Source organism: Tenebrionibacter intestinalis, assembly GCF_016632365.1.
In the GTDB taxonomy this organism is placed as follows: Bacteria; Pseudomonadota; Gammaproteobacteria; order Enterobacterales; family Enterobacteriaceae; genus Tenebrionibacter; species Tenebrionibacter intestinalis.
The window spans coordinates 22509-41721 of sequence record NZ_JAEPBH010000019.1; the positions used below are offsets into that span (position 1 = coordinate 22509).

The 19213-nt window shown below is 53.2% G+C and carries 11 protein-coding genes; 5 read left to right on the forward strand and 6 right to left on the reverse strand.

Going from position 1 to position 19213, the window contains the following annotated elements; all coding sequences use genetic code 11:
- Positions 1 to 39 precede the first annotated feature (39 nt).
- On the forward strand, positions 40 to 387 hold the full coding sequence (locus tag JJB97_RS08770; RefSeq protein WP_238713650.1) for a YidH family protein: 348 nt from the start codon (positions 40 to 42) through the stop codon (positions 385 to 387).
- On the forward strand, positions 377 to 730 hold the full coding sequence (locus JJB97_RS08775) for a DUF202 domain-containing protein (RefSeq protein WP_238713651.1): 354 nt from the start codon (positions 377 to 379) through the stop codon (positions 728 to 730). The genes JJB97_RS08770 and JJB97_RS08775 overlap by 11 nt, the downstream gene beginning before the upstream one ends.
- A 1285-nt stretch (positions 731 to 2015) precedes the next feature.
- Here the strand turns inward: JJB97_RS08775 and JJB97_RS08780 are convergent.
- From JJB97_RS08780 to JJB97_RS08790, 3 genes are all read right to left on the reverse strand, one after another.
- Positions 2016 to 2192: a glucose uptake inhibitor SgrT gene (locus JJB97_RS08780; protein ID WP_238713652.1), complete on the reverse strand. Its 177-nt coding sequence runs from the start codon at positions 2190 to 2192 to the stop codon at positions 2016 to 2018.
- 262 nt (positions 2193 to 2454) lie between these two features.
- Positions 2455 to 5961 carry a coiled-coil domain-containing protein gene (locus JJB97_RS08785; RefSeq protein WP_238713653.1) on the reverse strand — a complete coding sequence of 1169 codons (3507 nt, stop codon included), beginning with the start codon at positions 5959 to 5961 and terminating at the stop codon, positions 2455 to 2457.
- A gap of 324 nt (positions 5962 to 6285) precedes the next feature.
- On the reverse strand, positions 6286 to 6777 hold the full coding sequence (locus tag JJB97_RS08790; RefSeq protein ID WP_238713654.1) for a hypothetical protein: 492 nt from the start codon (positions 6775 to 6777) through the stop codon (positions 6286 to 6288).
- 1300 nt (positions 6778 to 8077) lie between these two features.
- On the opposite strand from JJB97_RS08790, the gene JJB97_RS08795 reads away from it, so the two are divergent.
- From JJB97_RS08795 to JJB97_RS08805, 3 genes are read left to right on the forward strand one after another with little or no spacing between them, the layout of a single operon-like run.
- Positions 8078 to 9358, forward strand: a complete 1281-nt coding sequence (locus tag JJB97_RS08795; RefSeq protein WP_238713655.1) for an SrfA family protein — start codon at positions 8078 to 8080, stop codon at positions 9356 to 9358.
- 3 nt (positions 9359 to 9361) lie between these two features.
- Positions 9362 to 12286, forward strand: a complete 2925-nt coding sequence (locus JJB97_RS08800; RefSeq protein ID WP_238713656.1) for a virulence factor SrfB — start codon at positions 9362 to 9364, stop codon at positions 12284 to 12286.
- On the forward strand, positions 12283 to 14445 hold the full coding sequence (locus JJB97_RS08805; RefSeq protein ID WP_238713657.1) for a virulence factor SrfC family protein: 2163 nt from the start codon (positions 12283 to 12285) through the stop codon (positions 14443 to 14445). The genes JJB97_RS08800 and JJB97_RS08805 overlap by 4 nt, the downstream gene beginning before the upstream one ends.
- 563 nt (positions 14446 to 15008) lie before the next feature.
- On the opposite strand, the gene JJB97_RS08810 is transcribed toward JJB97_RS08805, so the two are convergent.
- From JJB97_RS08810 to JJB97_RS08820, 3 genes are all read right to left on the reverse strand, one after another.
- Complete coding sequence (locus JJB97_RS08810) at positions 15009 to 16655, reverse strand: methyl-accepting chemotaxis protein (protein ID WP_238713658.1); 1647 nt, start codon at positions 16653 to 16655, stop codon at positions 15009 to 15011.
- 141 nt (positions 16656 to 16796) lie between these two features.
- Positions 16797 to 17522, reverse strand: coding sequence for an RNA polymerase sigma factor FliA (locus JJB97_RS08815; protein WP_238713659.1), 726 nt, complete (start codon positions 17520 to 17522; stop codon positions 16797 to 16799).
- A 163-nt stretch (positions 17523 to 17685) separates the two neighbouring features.
- Complete coding sequence (locus JJB97_RS08820) at positions 17686 to 18945, reverse strand: FliC/FljB family flagellin (protein WP_238713660.1); 1260 nt, start codon at positions 18943 to 18945, stop codon at positions 17686 to 17688.
- Positions 18946 to 19213 lie beyond the last annotated feature (268 nt).

The window sequence follows — 19213 nt, forward strand, 5'->3', positions numbered from 1 at the left end:
CGCAGAAAACGCGCTGAATCTGAATAAAGAGGAGCAGGCATGAAGATTTCCCGGCTTGGTGAAGCGCCGGACTACCGTTTTTCACTGGCTAATGAGCGCACATTTCTGGCGTGGATTCGTACCGCGCTGGGGTTTCTGGCTGCAGGCGTAGGGTTGGATCAGCTTGCGCCCGATCTGGCGACGCCGCTGGTGCGGGAAACTATCGCGTTATTGCTGTGTGTTTTTGCAGGGCTATTGGCCATATGGGGCTATCTGCGCTGGCTGCATAATGAAAAAGCGATGCGCCTGAAGCAGGATCTGCCCTATACGCCAGCGCTGCTGGTTATCAGCGGCGTTATGGCGCTGGCGGTGCTGACGGTAATTTCATTGGTGGTCTATGCCGGGTAATCGACGTGCGCGTCGCCTCAGCGATCCGGGGCTTCAGCCGGAACGCACCTCACTGGCCTGGTTTCGTACTTTGCTGGGCTATGGCGCGCTGATGGCGCTGGCATTGCGACATGCCTGGTATCAGGCGGGAATACTGTTCTGGACCTCGTTGGCTATTGTGGCGGTGGTGGCGCTGTTGGTATATGGCTATGCCCGGCAGCGCAACCTGATGGATATCGCCATAGAGGATTTTGCGCAGCCGGGCGCAGTACGCGCCCGGCTGCTGATTGCCCTGGGCGTGTTGCTGTTGGCTATTTTGTTTGCGGTGTCTCATGTGCGCCAGGTCATGCTGCTGTGGGGATAATGCCATGCCGGCTGGCGCGTAGAGACGTAGAGACATTGTTTGCCCCGCTTTGCTCAACGCCGGGTTCCATATAGCGAGCTTATTACTGAACGTCGCGCTGAGATAAGCCTTACAATTGCTATCCTTGCCCGGTCTGGCTGGACACCCGAGCCGTAAGCCGGGCTTTACTGTTGTGGGCTTTTACTTCTGGCGTAAAAAATAAGGCGGTATCTGCCGGTCAGCGCGGAAAAATATGTAGCAAAGGGAAGCGAGAAGGAGAGTGTTGGTATAGCAAACACTAATACAATCACCCTTTCTACCGTAAAACCGGGGGCGATCTCTTCACACGTGTACAACAATAACGCTGCTTTACCATGAAACGCCAGCCTTGCCTGCGAGGCATACACGCATACCATGTTTTTATTTTATATGATTGATTTATCTGTTCTTTTTAATTTTATCTGTTAAAAAACTCAGTTGTGCATTTAATCACGCTGAGAAAATGCCTGTTAATGTTAATAACATTAAGCAGCGCCCGGATAACCTGGTCTGTTTACACTTAGCCGGGATATTCATTAATTTCATGGGATTATATACTTATTTTGTGTTATTTCCGGGTGTAATGTTTTGTTATTCTCCTGACTGGCTCAGATGAAATAAGCCATTTCTGGTATTGATATATGCCCTGGTTGCCTTATTATAGCGGGCAGAGAAAATAAGGCTAAGTTAGCCGCTATTTCATATACAGGTAGATGGATTTACCATGTTTAAGCTATTTGTCCCCGTCACTATCCTTGGTATATACGGGGGAAGTTCGATTATTGATTTATATACCGTAAGGTTAACAATGGCGTTAGCCGTTGTTCTTACAGGCTTTTGTTTAATCTGGTTGTTAAAACAAGTTTGTACTAACGTGCTCCTGTCGCTTACTGAAGAGAAAACCGGTATGGCATGGGGGTTAGCGGTAGGCGTCCTGGTTGTGTTTTTTTCCCTGGCGCTTACGGTACCTTAGCCGCGTTAACAACCGGTCGTCCCGGGAAGCAGGCGCATAATGCCTTACCGCTTTATTTGCCTGAATGATGCAGTAACCTTTCCAGATACCGTAAACGGTATACCCGCCAGCCACGCTTTCTGAGCCTCGCGTATCAAACACAGATAACATGTTTAGTTTTATCTCCCGTAAAAATGGCGGCGGGCTGTCGCGCTAAACGTGTCAGGGTGGCCGCCTGCTGGCGGTTATTCTCAAATTGCGCGTAGCAAGCGGCGCCTTTACGGTGATGTCGCCTGTTTTTCAGGCTAAATCATTTTACTGCTTAACCCGTTTCGCTTTTTTAAAAACAGGTTGGGTATAGCGCCATTGCATTACGCTGTCCAACATATCGTCACGCTGAGCGGCGGTAAAGCCGCGCATTAACCAACCGCCACTATTCCTGGTGGCATGAAAATATGCCCTGAAAAACTGACGAATACTGGATTTTTTCATTGCTAATCTCCCCCGGCTATTGCGTTGAGGTAAGTATTGCGATGAATGCGGAACAGATAAATTGACAGGTTTGCGTTTTTTCAGCCTCTTTTTGGGCGCAGTGGTGCGCTTTAGCAGAGCGTTTGCCGGTAATCGGGCTGAGATATGAAGGTTATTGCAGGCAGTAAGGCGGGAAGTGGCGTTGTGTTCGACGATTAACATGCTGCGGGTCGCCAGAACATATCCTCTTTCAGGATACGGGCGCCCGCAGCAGGCAGGCGCTTTATTTTGAGGTCAGTGTGACTTTCATCGGCGTTAGCGGGAATACGCCGTCTGGCATAGCGCCAGAAGCGTAGATATCGCCTGCCAGTCCATAGACTTCCATTGAGCCGCCTTTTTTACCCAGACGGAAAGCTTCGTAGAATACGTACGGCAGCTTATCGCTGAAGGTCAGTACGCCGCTGTTTTCCTGGTTAAGCACTTTACCGTTAAGCAAGGCCTCGGTCAGCGTGAAGTTGATGCTTTCGCCTTCTTTAAAGCTGTTATTGCCGGCCTTAGCCTGGATGAAGAACAGATTATTATTCTGCTTAAGCACTTTCTTTTTCGTTGTTGCTGAGCGCAACTGTTTGAAAGCTTTATCGAATTTCTGTTTTTCAAGCTTACTCAGCGAATCCATCAGGCTACGATGGTTTTTCATCAATGAGCCTTCATCAAGACGGGAACGGTTCGATACGCCATCAGCGATGCCTTCAAGTATGGCCGGCACGTCAACTTTCACGCCCAGATATTCCTGCTCGCTGATATTTTTCTTCAGCATGCGGGAGAATACTACGCCGTTGGTGTAAGAGCGTTTAGCGTCCTCGCTCTTAAGGGCGACGCTACCGGTAGCCGGCAGGCCTTTCGCCAGGGTTTTCGTGTTGGTCAGATCGGCGTTGAGTTTAGTCAGTTCTGCAACCTTTGCGTTCAACTGAGCTATCTGATCGTCACGCTGGCGTAAGGTGTCGCTGGATTTGGTCAGATCGGCATTGGTTTTGGTCAGCTCCGCGACTTTTGCATTCAACTGGGCGATCTGGTCGTCACGCTGGCGCAGTATGTCGCTGCTTTTACTCAACTCCGCGCTGGATTTTGTGAGATCGGCATTGGTTTTTGTCAGTGCGGCAATCTTCTCGTTTAACTGTTCAATCTGAGAGACTTGTTCGCCGGCGGCCTTCTCTTTCGCGCTCAGTTTTTCAGTGATTTGTTTAATATCTTTCGCCGCCGTAGCGCGCAATTCGAGCAGCGCTTTCTCCAGTTGGGCTACTTTATCGGCAGAGGCCTGCCCTGCTTTTTTCTGCTCGTCGAGCTGTTTGTTTAACAGGCGGATCGTATCAGCGCTTTTACCGCCGGATTCGGCAAGCGTTTTTTCCAACATGGCGGCTTTTTCACTGGCGCTTTGCGCCAGCTTTCTTTGCTCTTCAAGTTGGATAGTCAGTTGTTTTACATCTCCAGCCGACTTTGACGTATCTGTTAACGATTTTTCCAGCAGCGCAACGCGGCCGCCGGCGTTCTGGCTAAGTTTTTTCTCTTCTTCCAGTTTCGCAGACAGCAGGTTGATTTTCTCCTGCGCCTTATTTCTGGATTCCGCCAGCGCTTTCTCAAGCGTGGCAACGCGGTTTTCAGCGTCCTGGCCAAGTTTTTTCTGCTCTGCGAGGCTGGCGGCCAGTAGGTTAATTTTATCAAGCGCTTTTTTGCCTGAATCCGCCAGCGATTTTTCCATTATCGCAACGCGCTCTTCAGCGCTCTGGCTGAGTTTTTTCTGTTCTTCAAGCTGCGCCTGTAGCTTGCTCTGGTTATCCGTCGCTTTCTTTTGCGAGTCAGCCAGCGCTTTTTCCAACTCGGCTGTTTTGCTGGCGGCAGTTTGCGAGATCTTCTTCTGCTCATCCAGTTGAACTGTCAGCTTTTTAATAACGTCGGCGTTTTTACCACCGGACTCTGCAAGCGTTTTTTCCAGCAGAGCGATTTTACTGTCGGAATCCTGGCCCGACTTTTTCTGCTGCTCAAGCTGAGCGCTCAGGGCTTTGATCTGCTCGGCTGCTTTTTTATTCGATTCTGCGAGCGCTTTTTCCATTTCCGCCGCTTTACTCGTCGCACCTGCGCTGAGGTTTTTTTGCTGCTCAAGTTCAGTAGTCAGTTGCGCAATTTCATCGCCGGATTTAGTACGTGATTCAGCCAGCATTTTTATTAGCTTACTGATTTCCGCTTTCGCTACGTCGTTAAGTTTTTTCTGCTCTTCAAGCTGGGCGGCCAACTGTTTTGCGTTGTCGGCGGCTTTTCCGGTTTCGGTGAGAGATTTTTCCAGCAGAGCCACTTTCCCGCCGGAAGTCTGGCTAAGTGATTTTTGTTCATCCAGCTTCGCGTTGAGATTTTTGATATCCGCATCGGCTTTACTACGCGTATCGACCAGCGTTTTTTCAAGCTGCGAGATTTGTTGGTTAGCGGCCAGCGTCAGCTTTTTCTGTTCATCAAGCTGGGCCGTCAGGCGTTTAACGTCGTCGGCGGCTTTGCGAGAGTCGGAAAGGGATTTTTCCAGTTCAGCTAATTTGCCGCCAGAGGCTTGTATGATCGCTTTCTGGTCGTTGAGCTGCGCGGTCAGCGCTTTTACTTCGTTGGCGGATTTTGCGCGTGAATCATTTAATTCTTTTTCAAGCTGCGCCGCTTTATCGCTGGCGGCTTTGGTTAGCTTTTGCTGCTCGGCCAGTTGTTCGTTGAGGCTATTGACGTTGCTTGCGGTCTTTTGCGAAGAGGCAAGGGACTGCTCCAGCAGCGCCACTTTGCCGCCGGCATTTTCGCTGAGGCTTTTTTGTTCGTTAAGTCGCGCGGTCAGTTTTTTAATTTCGTCGTCAGATTTTACGCGCGATTCGGCCAGCATTTTTTCCAGCTTGCTGATTTGCTCGTTGGCAGACTGGGTTTGTTTCTGCTGCTCGGCAAGCTGTGCGCTGAGACGCTTAACTTCCTCTGCGGCCTGGTGGGATGCGGTAAGCGATTTTTCCAGCTCGGCCACTTTGCCGCCGGAAGCCTGCATAGCTGCTTTTTGAGCGTTGAGCTGGGCGGTGAGCGTCTTGATCTCTTCTGCGGCCTGGCTGCGTGAATCCGCCAACTCTTTTTCAAGCTTTGTCGCTTTATCAGCGGACGTCCGGGCCTGTTTTTGCTGCTCTGCAAGCTGCGTAGTCAGGCGTTTAACCTCTTCTTCCGCTTTGCGAGAGGCGGCCAGAGATTTTTCCAACAGCGCAACTTTATCGTCGGAGTCATGGCTAAGTGACTTCTGTGCGTCAAGCTGCGAAGCCAACTGATTAATCCGGGTGCTGGAATTATTTTTAGATTCCGCCAGCGCTTTTTCCATTTGCGCAACTTTATCGCTGAACGCCTGGCTGCGTTTTTTCTGCTCTTCAAGTTGAGCCGTTAACGTTTTAGCCTCGTCAGCAGATTTTTGCGCTGTTGCGAGAGATTGCGTCAGCAGTGCAATTTTTTCTTCTGATTTTTTATTAAGCTGTTGTTGCTCATTAAGCTGTGCGGCAAGCGCCTTAATAGATTTGTTGCCTTCGCTTTCATAGGCGGAATATTCCTGTAACAGCTTAGATTTATCTTCAGCCAGATTATTAATTGCCAGTTTTAACGCTGCATTTTCTTTTTGTAACACAACATATTGCTGGCTGTTGGCATTGTTCTCCGGTTTTGGCGATGCACTTGCCTGGCTTAACTGTTTTTTTAAGTTCTCAAGCTCCTGAGCCAGCTTTTTATTTTTTAGCTGCAATGATTCATTTGAGGATGCCAGGTGTTTTAATTGTTTATTTTGTGAGTAAGCAGGCTGATTTTGTGTTGTTTGTGATCGGGATTTAGACTGTGTGTTTTCTTTTTTTATTCTGTTTGTATACGGCCCGGGCGAATAGGCGTTATTGGGAGATAACAGTGAGTTCAGCTCGGCATCATCAATTGCCTGAATGGCTGAAAAAAAATCTTTGCCTTTCGTATTCGCATTGGCCCAGGGAAAAGATAGGCTCTGAAAAACCATCAGTCCTATCACTGTCCTTGTGAATTTTTTCATTATTTTAATGACCTACCGAGTTAAGCTGTTACTTTACAAATCGCCCTTTTTCAGCTCAGAGAGCAGGGACTGGGAGATGGTGTTACAGGTATCGTTAATTTTGTACTGATACAGCGGGGTGATAGTGTCCTGCGTGTTGCCGGACAGTTGCCCTGCGATGCCAGCGTAGTATTTGGTAGCGGCAATGCTGCGTTGAAGCGAACCTATCAGGTTGTTGTATGAACCTTTGCCAATGCGGGCCAACTGCCGCGCTTCTGCAAGGCAGGTCTGAAGCCGTTGGCTGGTGATGCTTCTTTCCGAATTCATCACTTCTACCGTCTGCGGCGCGCCGTTTGCGGCGGTGCTCCAGGCTGTAGTGGGCGTAGGCTGGGCAGGTTGAACGGGCTGAGCCTGAACCTGAGAGGATGCCGCAGAACTATTGCCTGCGCTGTAACTGCGGGTAGGTGTGTTATCTAACGTACAACCGCTGATTGCGCCAGCCAGCAGCACAACCCCAAAAAGAGCACGCTTATTTTTAACCATCATCTCCGTTCCCTGATACCCTGAAACTATCACAAAATTCAAAAAATTATATAAGTAGGCAAGCAGGAGTGTCAACTGCCCCTTTCTGAAAGAAAGTGATAAAAACATTAGTTAATGTATGATGCAACTCTCAAACTCAAAACATAACAGGCGTTTATTTCTGAAAAGATATTGTTGCGCCGAATATGACGTCAACGTTATACGATCTTTTCGTTGCATTTAATAACATACATGCAACGGAGCGGATAGCGTTACACTTAATTAAATTGCATATTGGCATTTTTTTCGCAAAAAATGATTCATCCCGGACACATTTTAGTTGTCACGGTATTCATATGTGGCGTTCTGCGCTTTCTCCTGCCCGGGAAGCATTCGCTTATGGTCGGCGTTGCCCCGATATTTTTCTGAAATCCGGCTAAAGTTTTTTACTGCGCGTCCGATAAGCCTGGCCGCCAGGGCCTGGTCACAGGGCTGTCGCAGCGGGTGTGCGTACAGGGCGTAGCCGTACGCAAGCTCTGGCAGAAAGTATAAAGTTAGCGAGCTATACCGGGGCGTAAGCGTTATCAGACGGCGTGTTTATTAATTAAAGTAAAAATGAAATTTGTTAACTTCTCTTAAAAATGGCAAGGCTTTTTTAAGGAGATACTATTTTTTATCGAATATACTGCCGTACGATCCTTTCTGAGGTAATCAATAAGCGATATACGCTACATTGTTTATTGGGCGGTTATTATTGATTTTGCCATTAGCCAATGAGCGCGTTTTAACCTCAGCATGAATTAACGTTCCATATTTGAAACGGGGCTGGTTGATATAATAGCAAATTTAAATAAGGGCGTTTTATTGCACAGGTGAAACGGCGCGGCTTATTGCTATTGAAATAAATAAACCGGTGCGAAGCTTGATCATTTTGTTTTAAGGCAAGGACGGATACATAAACTAACCGGTTTTTTCTGCGTCTGACTTTTGGCGCGGCGCCGCGCTGGTCGCTGACGGCGCGCTTAACGCCACGGGCTGGTCCAACGCTTTATCGCCGGGGAGCGAAAGGGCGCTTTCGTAACAATGTAAATAGAGGGTATTCCTTCTGGCAGAAGCCGCGCAGCACAAAATTTCAGGGATGTCAAAACACATTAAGGGCGAAAAACAGGCGTTTTTACCAAAAAAGATAAGCGGGCATGTCGCATAGAATATCACCATACCTTCCATTTCCTTATCCTGAGTGAAAACGACCTGCCTATGAACACAACCCGCCCTGTGATTTACCTTTTGCCGCGAGCCTCTGCGCTCTCAGGAGCGTGCTGAGGTGGCACGTGTCTTATTACGCAGCGGATTTCTTAACGATTTCCAGGCTGTAGGGAATAACGGGCAGGCGGTGTTTGAATCCGCCTTGCAGATACGCGAGGCGTTAAGGCTGCGCGGTATGGATCGGGCCGCCAGCATCCTGGCCATACCACAGATTGACGAAGCCGGACAGCGTGTGGACTGGTACGCGCCTGCGGGCGGGCGCGTAGTGTCGTGGATCGGCGCTGACAACGATACCCGCCGCCGGGCGTTGAAACATCTGGAGCGCTGTCTGGATGATATTACGACGCTCAGTGAGCGTAGCCTGCGGGCCGATAAACCCGCGATTCGACGTTTTGGTTTGCTGCTGGCGCGCGCGTTTATGTTTCCGGGCGCCAATCATGTGTTTCTGGTTGACGGGCGGCCCGTTATCACGTTTTGGGGCTTTATCGCGCATCACCAGAAAGCGCCGGACGATGCGCTAATTGCGTTGCGTGGCGTGGCGGAGCCTGAAGCTGAATCCGGGAACGGCCCTGTGTCTGAGGAGGCGCCTGAGGCGCAGCCCGCGCTCCCGGCTGAGCCGATTAATACGCAGGCTGCGCTTGCCACATCGCTATACGCCGTGACCTCCGCCGTGCCGGATGCGCCTGAAGATGAAGCCAGGCCGCTGGTTCCGGCAAAGAAAAAGCGCTCGCCTGTCGCTGTCGTCGCGCTTTGCATGCTAATGGCGCTGCCGGTTGCGGCGATAGCCTGGTATGCCTGGGACAGGATGCATATAAAAGAAGACGTTGTGCTTGCCGCCGCGAAGCCGCAGCAGCCGGAAGCGCCCACGAAGCCCGCGCTGCCGTTACTGAAAATGACGCTGCCGCTTCAGCTTGCCACCGTACCGGAACCGCCGCCGCCGCCCGGGGCGCTGGCGCTGCCTGCCGATGCGTTAAAAATCGGATCGACCCGCTTTCTGAACGGCAACTGGCAGCTTGACGGCATTTTGGATACGCCGGTGGCGCGGCCAGATAAACTGCCGGCGCTGCGTTCGGTTACGTTAATGATAAAAGATAATGCAGGTACCGCTACGCTGATCCTCGACGGCAACCTGAGCTGTACGGCAGATATTTTTTCCGGGCTGATGCCGTCCGGCGCGCTAATGGTAAAAGGACGCGCCCGCGCTCGCTGTAGCGATGGTTCGCGCTACCCGATGCCGGAAATCGCCTGCCGCCAGGGCGATACAGAGGCAGCGCGCTGTGATGCACGCTATGGTGAAGCAGAGGCTATGCCGATAACGTTTAAGAAGGTGGGCAAATAAAGCATGCTGGTAAACCTGTACCCTTACCGCCACAACGTCTCGCTGGTGCGTGACAGCGGCATTCAGTTTCTGGATTTTGGCGTAACGCCGGTTGATAACGCTTCGCGCGGCTGTTTTGTGCGTAAAACGGCCAACGGCCCGCTATTGCGACTTGCCTGGGATGATGCGAGGCAAAAATTTACCTTACCCGCGCATGACGGCGACGCGCCTGAAGTGGTGGAGCCGGAAAACCGCGCGGCGCTCAGTCAGTCGTTGTCGCTGCTTCATGGCGAATGGCTGCCGTTGCCGGTGCTGCGCGTTAGCGCTCGCCGTCGCTTTGCTCAGGGGCCATGTAACTGGGCGCGCTTTCAGATTCGCAAGCTGGCCGAGCCCGATGAAACGGGCCATACCCATCGCCTGACGCTGGCGCTGGATACCCGCATCATGCCTGATGAAGAGGGCGCAGAGCTCCTGGCGCCTGTTGAGAGCGACATTACCTTCGGCACCCGTTTCGCGCTGGCGTGGCACGATGACGAACTGGCGGATTTTATCGACCAGGCGTGGGTGGATGGCTGGCTGCGCGAAAGTTTTTCCGCCGCTGCGGATGAGCGCGAGTCGCGTTCACTGGGCGAAATACAGCAGGCGTTGAAAAAATTTGAATATCAGGCCCACTGGCTGAACCTGCTGGAGCTGTTTGGCCGCGAACTGGCGATACCGGAATTACGCATTGTGGAAACCCATGCCCAGGCGTCGGCTATACCGGTCGATCTGGTGCTGGATGTGGGTAACACCCATACCTGCGGTATTCTGATTGAAGATCACGGCATTGGCGAAAGCGGATTGTGCCACACGGCTGAACTGCGCGTGCGTTCTCCCGATGCGCCGCAATACGTTAGCCCGTCATTTTTCTCCAGCCGTCTGACTTTTGCCCGGGCCGATTTTGGCCGCCGCTTCTATTCGGTAGAAAGCGGCCGCGACGATGCTTTTATCTGGCCTTCTCTGGCGCGTACCGGCGATGAAGCGAGCTGGCTTGCCGCCCAGCGTCATGCCAGCATCGGCGCCTGTAGCCTGTCCAGCCCGCGCCGCTACCTCTGGGACTGCGCGCCGGCATTAAGGCCCTGGCGCTTCAGCAAAAGCGGCGCCAGCGCGCAAGCAGAGGCGATTGCGCAACCGTTAATGATGCTGATGAATGACGAAGGCGTTCCGCTTGCTGAACTGCCTGAAGTTGAACGTCTGCCGGTATTTTGTGCGCAATACAGCCGAAGCGCGCTGATGACTCAACTGTTATGCGAACTGTTGGCCCAGGCGCTGAGCCAGATTAATAGCGTGGACAACCGCCTGAATATGGGACAACCGGACGTGCCGCGCCAGTTACGTACGCTTATCCTGACCCTGCCGACGGGTATGCCGATACGCGAGCGCAACATTTTTCGCCAGCGCATGGAGGAGGCGACGGGTATGGTCTGGCGCGCAATGGGCTGGCATCCGGATGATGCAGCGCCCTCGCGCCGCGTGCCGCTACCTGTTGTGGAGGCTGAATGGGATGAAGCCAGTTGCGGCCAGATGTTCTGGCTTTATAACGAAATCCAGCAGAACTACGCCGGGCGCGCCGATTCGCTGTTCCGCGCGCTGGCGCGCGCAGGAAGCGGCGGCGATCGTCCCGCGCTGCGCATTGCCTCTATTGATATTGGCGGCGGTACCACCGATATGGCGGTGACGGAATATAGCCTTCAGGAAGATGACAGCCGTAGCGCGCGTATTACGCCGCGCCTTTTGTTCCGCGAAGGCTTTCGCGTGGCCGGGGACGATATTCTACTGGACGTCATTCGCCATTGCGTGCTGCCCGCTCTGTCAAACTGGCTGCGTCGCTGCGGCGTGCGCGAGGTGGACAGTCTGATGAACTATCTGGCGGGGGATGCCGCGCAACCTGAGTCTGGCGAGATGCTGCGCCGGCAAATGACGTTGCAATACTTTATTCCGCTGGGCAACGCCATTCTGGCGAGCTGGGAGCGCTGCCGCCCGGACGATCGCCTGTCAGGCCTCGACAGGCTGGCAGGCGAGATGCTCACGCAGCCGCTCAGCGCGGATCTGTGCGACGAGGTGGCGAAACGGGTACAACCGGCGCTGCCGGATGACGCTGCGCCGTTTGATCTGATGGCCGTGCCGGTACAGGTGAACTTCACCGAATTACAGCAGGCGATGTTGGAGCGACGTTTCGCCATTGCCGGGCCGCTGCATGCGCTGTGCGAAGCGGTATCGTTTTACGATTGCGATGTGGTTTTACTGACCGGGCGGCCGATCAGTTTGCCTGGCGTACAGGCGTTGTTGCGCTATTTACAGCCGGTGCCGGTAAATCGCATGGTGATGATGAACGATTATCCTGTGCATGAGTGGTATCCCTTTAACGGCCATCCGAAATCCACCGCGGCGGTCGGCGCGATGTTGTTCAGCCTGTCGCAGTCGCTGCGGCTGCCGGGCTTTTTATTTCAGCCTTCGGGTATTCAGACTTATTCCACGATCCGCTATCTTGGCGTGCTGGACGGGCAGAACCGCCTGATGGATGAGAATATCTGGTATCGCGATATCGATCTCGATAACCCGGGCACGAAGCTGGATGGCGAAAAAATGTTTGCCATTCGCGGTAACGTGCGCCTCGGATTTCGCCAGTTGGATAATGAACGCTGGCCCGCGACGCCGCTTTATACGCTGGCGATCGTTGATCCGACCCTGACGGCGGCTATTGCCAGCCAGGGGCCGCTGTATGTCCGCCTGGCGTTGCGTCAGAACGCCGGGCGCGATGGCGAAGCCTTTATGCTCGGCGAGGCGCGGCTGGCCGGCGGTGAAAACGTATCGCCGGACAGGCTGAGTCTGACGCTGAACACCCTGAGCGACTCGCGTGGCAATGTGTCTGACTACTGGATTGACAGCGGGAGCCTGATTAAAAAATGAGTGTAACCCTTTCACTGAATGCTGCCATATTCGACGCGTTGGGGCATTGGGTATCAGCAACGCGCCAGCAGGCGCCGCTGCTGGATGATGTGGCCGACGGCATTCAACTACGCCTGTTGCAGCTACAGCGCCGCTACAACGCCTGTGATGCGGCGGCATCTCAGCTACCGACGGTAGGGCTGTGGGGCCATTGCGCCCACGGTAAGGCGCACCTGCGCAATCTGATGTTTAACGGCATGCCGGACGCGGCGGAGTTTCTTACTACGCTTGCCGGTACAGGCCGCCAGGCGCAAATAGCCGTAAGTATCGGTCCGCGTAGCTGGCCGGAGCAGGAGAGTTACCCGCTTTGTCTGATGTTATTTAATGAAGGCGAGCTGGCGCAGATCTTTATGCGTCACTACCTTGCAAGCGGCGGTTCGCTGACGTTTGACGAAGCGGAAATGCGCCGCCGCCTTGATGATGCGCGTCATAGCTATGACAGTGGGGAGATGTCCGGCATCGACGCCAGTCAGGTGGCGCAACTGGCAGCGGAGTATCGCCGCCTTGCAGGCGGCACTGCCAGCGTGACCGAATCAGAAACCTGGTACCGCATGGCCTGCCAGTTGCCGCAGTTAAGCGTGGCTCAGCGTGCGCGCTGCTTTGCGCTGTTGTGGGGCGATACCAGCGCGCTGACCCGCCGCTGGCTTTCGCTTGCGATGCTGTTGCAACAGTTAGGTAACGCGCGCTATGTGCTGGCATCCGGACTGCTGGCAGCCGATCGCTTTCACCAGCCTGCGGCGGATTTTCTGGCGCCTGACAGCGCCATGCCCGACGAGATGGCCCAGGTAACCAGCGTTTGCCCGCTGTTGGAAAATGACATACAGGCGCCTGTGATTGTGACGCGCGCGCTGCTCTCCATGCTGTGTGCCGAAATGAAGATAGGCGCCGCGCCGGATGCGGCGCTGCATGTGCTGGATATACCCGGTTATCGCCACGACGCCGGGCGCGAGTGGTGTTTGACGAAAAGCAACTTTCTCAGTGAACTGTATCGCCAGCGCTGCCGCCCTGAACGGCTGATTATCTGCCAGGCGATGCAGGAGCGAAAAGACAATCAGGCCGTAGCGGCGCGGCTTATCGACTGGATGCCGGTTAGCGCTGACAACCCGCGCGCGGTATGGGCTGTTACGCCGTTTGACGCGCGTTTTGCAGCCGATGCCAGCGTGGAAAACACAGACAGCGCGGTGCAAAGCCTGCTTGATAGCGCGCAGTATCCCTGGGGCGTGTTTCAGGCGCTTACCGATAGCGATGCCCGCCGACTGACGCGCTGGTTGAGTGATACGCTAAGTGATAAAAACAGGCAGACTGATGCGCAGCGCTGTCGCGATGCGCTGGCAAAACAGGTAGGTGAGCTACTGTGCCGTTGGCTGACGCCTCCAGGCGTCTACGGCGAGCAGTGGCGTCAGCCGCTGGAGGATATGCTGCGTACATTACAGCAGAACGCATCAGAGCACGGCGCGTTGCTGACCGCGCTGCTGCCATCGCGTGGCGCGTTGCAAAATCTGTGGCGTCAATATCCGCCGATGCAGAAGGCAAGCGTTGGGGTGTTTGATATTTCTATCGATTTGTTTTCTGAACAGGCGCCGTCCGCACCGGGCATGGAGGCCTGCACGGCAGATTTTGAACATGCGGTACAGCGCCTGTGGGTAAACCATCTGCGTCAGTGGGCGGAAAAAGAAAACGATGGGCTGCCGCTGCCGGCCAGCCAGCGCCGTACGCTATGCGATATCCTGATAACGATGAGCTATCGGCTGGAACTGCCCGGCATGTTCAGCCATGTACTGGCAGGGGGGGAACGCAGCGCGCTGGCGGACAGCACGCGCGTGATGTCTGAATTAAGCGATTTCATCACCTGGCTGGGCTATGCGGGGCAGAATGCCGCCACGCGACCGGCCAGCCGCTGGAATCCAGGACAGCCCATCTTCGCCCCCGGCGCCCGCCCGGGCAGCGATACGCGTCTGACAAAGCTGGGCGCCAGTCCGGTGCATGCGGCTACACACTATGTTTACGACTGGCTGGTGGCGCTGTGGACGCGCGCGGTGGAAAATGTGAACTATCGTCACCCGCTGGATATCAGTATTGAAGCGGGAGAAGCCCTGCGAGCGCTGCTTGACGTTCGATAAACGCAAGCCCGGGCTGGCGCCCGTTATGCGTGGCTGCGCTAACTGCGAGGTTAATGGGCGCGACGTGCGTTTGCATCAACCGCAGCGGCGCTGTCAGGTTATCCGTAAAAACGTTAACCTGTTGATATTTCTGTGTTACAAATAGGGCGTGGGAAAACGGTTTTGACGCCGGTAGGATGCTGTTATAACTATCTGGTCAGGACAACGTTATTCCGCTTGTGTTCACTGCCGTATAGTCAGCTTAGAAAAGCCGCGGCGTGGCCTGTCGTCAGCTGAAAGCATCAACAGCCCTGTAGACGGCCAGATAAGCAGCGGTGGCTCGATCCCTGAAGAACAACCGTTCACTGCCGTATAGACAGCTAACAAAGCAGTAAGCCGCCGAAGGGGCAATTTATGTTGTTCACTGCCGTACAGGCAGCCAGGAGAAGACGATTATCGCTTATGTGTAACGGCGATTCTGCCCGGGCTGATAGCGCCGCCTTTTTTACTTTTTTCAGCGTGGCGCAATAAAAATCCAGGCGGGGGCTATCCCGCCTGGATTTTGTGCTATTTAGGTTGTCGTATCAGAACGTATCCCACTCCTCCTGATAGTCGTTTTTCGCTTCTTTTTCTACAGGTTTTACGGTTTTCACCGGCGCTTCAGCAGGGATACTTTTTGATTCCTGGCGCACGTAGCTGCGCTTCTCGCTCACCTGAAATTTCGATACGCTATCTTTGAGGTTATCAGCCTGGGAAGTCATTGTGGTGGAGACGGCCGCCACCTCTTCTACCAGCGCAGCGTTTTGTTGGGTAACCAGATCCATTTCGTTGATGGCCTGCGCTATCTGGTCGATGCCGGTACTTTGCTCGTCGGTAGCGGAGGTGATTTCATTCATGATATCGCTTACCTGCGCGACGGAGGTCACAATGCCCTGGATGGTTTCGCCTGCTTTTTCGACCAGCCTTGCGCCGTTATTAACGCTTTCCACAGAGTGGGAAATTAATTCGCTGATCTCTTTAGCCGCGTCGGAGCTGCGTTTAGCCAGGTTGCGCACTTCGCTTGCCACCACGGCAAAGCCCCGGCCCTGCTCACCGGCGCGGGCGGCTTCTACCGCAGCGTTTAGCGCCAGAATATTGGTTTGGTTGGCGATGCTGTCGATAACGGAGTTGATGTCGGCGATGCGGCGTGAACTATCGGTGATCTTATTCATTGTCTCAATCACGTTAGTCATCACTTCACCGCCTTTACGCGCAACATCGCTGGCATGTACGGTCAGTTGGCTGGCATGGCGGGCATTATCGGCGTTTTGCTTTACCGTAATACGCAGTTCTTCCATGCTGGCCGCCGTCTCCTGTAGTGCCGCAGCCTGCTGCTCGGTGCGTGAAGAGAGATCGTTATTGCCCACCTGAATTTCACCCGCGCTGGTCGTGAGGCTATAAGAGCCGTCCTGAATTTTGCTGACCATTTCGACGATAGAGGTCTGCATATTTTTCAGGGCAAGCAGCATATCGCCGATTTCGTTGCGTGCGCCGGTGCTGAAGTGATGATAAAGCTCGCCGCGACCAATCGCTACCAGCGTTTCTGAAGCAAAGGCCAGGCGCTGGAACATGTGCTTGCGCATCCAGAAGCTGGCGAAAATGGACAGCAGCGTCATGATGACGATAAAAGCGATCGCCATGATGATTGATAAATTGCGATCGTTTTCCGCAGCCTTATGCGCATGCTCTCTCATTGTTTCGTTAAGCTGCATGTAGTTCTGGACTGCGTCACTGAAGAGGCGCTCGTAAGTGCCGTTATCAAAGCCGGTATTGTTATGTGTCGCCAGTTGTTGGATATTGCCGTCGTAGCGGGCGGCCAGCGTGGTAAAGGCGCTATAAATTTCTTCTGCCATGCGACGCGCTTCGTCAGAGTACTTAGGCTGCTCCTTAAACTTCGTGGCATGTTCTTTTGCCTTTGCCATGAACCCCTGCAATGTCGTGTACTTAAGATCTAACGTTTCGTCAGGTATGTTGGGATCGTTATGCACCCAATTGAGGCCGCTGCGAATATTATTGACTTCGTCTACCAGGCGAGAAACTTCAATCAGATTCTGGTAGGTAATTCCAAACCGTGCTAAAGAGTTACTGGTTTTATTCGCGCCAACGATAGCCGTGAAGTTGGCGAGGAGTGTAAGTGAGCAAAAAATAACCAGCGCACCTTTAATGTACGTGGACAGCCTGAAAGTTTTCATGTCTATCTTCCTGAACAGATGTGTCTTACTCAGGAGTTATCGGCTTTTAAGGAAAAATCTTGCGTACATTTGTACGCCGTTCGCAAAAAGCGCCAGCATTTATAAGTAAAGAGGCTGGCGTTATTTATCTGACAGTGGGATTTAATCAGTGAGGTACAGGCGGGAACGCAGGCGTTTAATGACCTGGCTGTGAAGCTGGCTGACGCGTGGTTCACCGACCCCCAGCACGGCGCCGATTTCTTTCATATTCAGCTCCTGCTGATAGTAAAGATTAAGCAAGAGCTGTTCGCGCTCCGGCAGGCGCTGGATCTCTTCAATGACGCGCTGGCGTAGGCTGCTGGAAAGCAGTTGCTGTAACGGGTTTTGCTGTTCGTGTTGCTCGTCTGCCTGTTCTACGCTGCTGTTTTGCTCTTCCTGCAGTTCATCCAGAGAAAACAGTTGACTGGTGTTGGTATCCATCAGGATTTGCTGATAAGTTTCCAGCGGTATGCCCATCTCTTTTGCCACTTCGGTTTCCGTGGCGGTGCGCCCAAGCCGCTGTTCGACCCGGTGGATGGCTGAGGTGACTTCGCGCGCATTGCTGCGTACGCGGCGCGGTACCCAATCGCGTTCGCGCAGTTCATCCATCATCGCCCAGCGCACGCGCTGTGTTATCCAGGTGCGCATCTGCGTGCCCTGCTGCGGATCGAAGCTGTCAATTGCGCTCAATACCCCGATCATGCCGGCCTGAATAAGATCGTCCAGCTCCACGCTTGCGGGCAGCCGCGCCTGCAAACGTAGGGCCTCATGGCGTACCAGCGGGGCATACTCTGTCCACAGCGTGTTTTTTTCTCTCACAGTCCCTGATGCAGTGTATAAATTATTCACAATCACGCTTATCCGGCAATCTAAACTCGCGCTTATTATCAGCCTTTGGCGCAAAATCAATTGCTGAATAAACCTGCGAAACGGCCCTTTATCCTGCGGATTGCACATACAAAAAAACCCCACCGCGGCGCGATGGGGTTAACGTTATGCCTTTGTTTGCGAATTAACGCAGCAGAGACAGTACGTTCTGCGGAACCTGGTTGGCCTGCGCCAGTACCGTGGTGCCAGCCTGCTGCAGGATCTGCGCGCGGCTCATGTTAGACACTTCGGTCGCGTAGTCCGCATCCAGAATACGGGAGCGAGAAGCAGACAGGTTGTTAACCGTGCTGTTCAGGTTGTTGATAACAGAATCGAAACGGTTCTGTACCGCACCCAGTCCGGAACGCATCTGGTCAACTTCAGCCAGCGCGGCGTCGATTTTCTTCAGCGGATCGTCGGTTGCCGGCTCGGTGCTAACGGCGGTGCCGGTGTCGGTTGCAGTTGCGGTGCCGTCAGCGTTAATGGTAACGGTAGCTTCAGTCAGCTTGCCGTCTGCATCTTTGATGTAGTAATTACCGTTGTCGTCAGCCTGCAGCGTACCGGTGATGCTGCCCATATCCACGTTAACTTCTTTAGTAATTGCTTTGCCGTCAACGGAGGTCAGTTCTGTTGCCGTGATGGTCGTGTTTTTATCTGAAGTTGAATTAAAGGACACATCACCCGTGTTGGCATCAACGGTAGCGTCGTAGAAATTGCCATCGCTGCCCTTAATGAAGGTGTTGCCGTCTTCATCCTGCATAATATCGGCTGCGGTAATGGAACCGCCGCCATCGGTTACTGCGGCTTTATTAAATTTGTAGTCAGTCGCAACGCTTACGGTAGTGGTATTCTTCAGGGAGCTGGCATCCACGCCGTTGCTGACGGTGAAACCGGTCATGCCCAGGGTTTCAGCGTTCATCTGGTTTAGCTGAATGTCGATGGTCTGGCCGTCGTTAGAGCCAACCTGGATGCTCAGTTGCTGATCTTTGCTCAGCACTTTTACGCCGTTGAACTCAGTCTGTTCAGAGATACGGTTGATCTCTTCCAGACGCTGGTTAATTTCGTCCTGGATGGACTGACGGTCAGAGGCAGAGTTGGTGCCGTTTTGCGCCTGTACGGCCAGGCGGCGGATGTTCTGCAGGTTGTCGTTGATTTCGTTCAGCGCGCCTTCGGTGGTCTGCGCGATGGAGATACCGTCGTTGGCGTTACGGGACGCCTGAGTCAGACCGTTGATGTTTGCAGTGAAGCGGTTAGAGATAGCCTGGCCAGCCGCATCGTCTTTAGCGCTGTTGATACGCAGACCAGAAGACAGACGCTCAATCGCGGTGCCCAGCGCAGACTGAGAGCGGTTCATGTTGTTCTGAGCGGTCAGAGACAGAGTATTGGTATTGATAACCTGTGCCATAATTTTTCCTTTATTTCCTTCACTGTGGGGTCACAGCGATGTGAATTCATTTGCGGTTTCCCGTTTGCACTAACAGTTATCGGAAACTATTTTTTTGACTTTAGATCTTTTTTTAAAAAAATTAAAAACATTGTTTATCAATGGGTTAAATTAATCTTTAACGTTGGTGACTCGCCTTTATCGGCTAATAACGGCGACAGGGGAAGCCGTTTTCTTTTCCTTTATATACCTCCTGTTTCGGACTTATCAGCCCTCCTTATTTGTTTAA

Excerpts from the sequence above, each read along its gene's own strand:
- JJB97_RS08790 (WP_238713654.1), bottom strand. The coding sequence starts at position 6,777 with ATGATGGTTAAAAATAAGCGTGCTCTTTTTGGGGTTGTGCTGCTGGCT.
- JJB97_RS08780 (WP_238713652.1), bottom strand. The coding sequence starts at position 2,192 with ATGAAAAAATCCAGTATTCGTCAGTTTTTCAGGGCATATTTTCATGCC.
- JJB97_RS08775 (WP_238713651.1), top strand. The coding sequence starts at position 377 with ATGCCGGGTAATCGACGTGCGCGTCGCCTCAGCGATCCGGGGCTTCAG.
- JJB97_RS08800 (WP_238713656.1), top strand. The coding sequence starts at position 9,362 with ATGCTGGTAAACCTGTACCCTTACCGCCACAACGTCTCGCTGGTGCGT.
- JJB97_RS08805 (WP_238713657.1), top strand. The coding sequence starts at position 12,283 with ATGAGTGTAACCCTTTCACTGAATGCTGCCATATTCGACGCGTTGGGG.
- JJB97_RS08820 (WP_238713660.1), bottom strand. The coding sequence starts at position 18,945 with ATGGCACAGGTTATCAATACCAATACTCTGTCTCTGACCGCTCAGAAC.
- JJB97_RS08810 (WP_238713658.1), bottom strand. The coding sequence starts at position 16,655 with ATGAAAACTTTCAGGCTGTCCACGTACATTAAAGGTGCGCTGGTTATT.
- JJB97_RS08770 (WP_238713650.1), top strand. The coding sequence starts at position 40 with ATGAAGATTTCCCGGCTTGGTGAAGCGCCGGACTACCGTTTTTCACTG.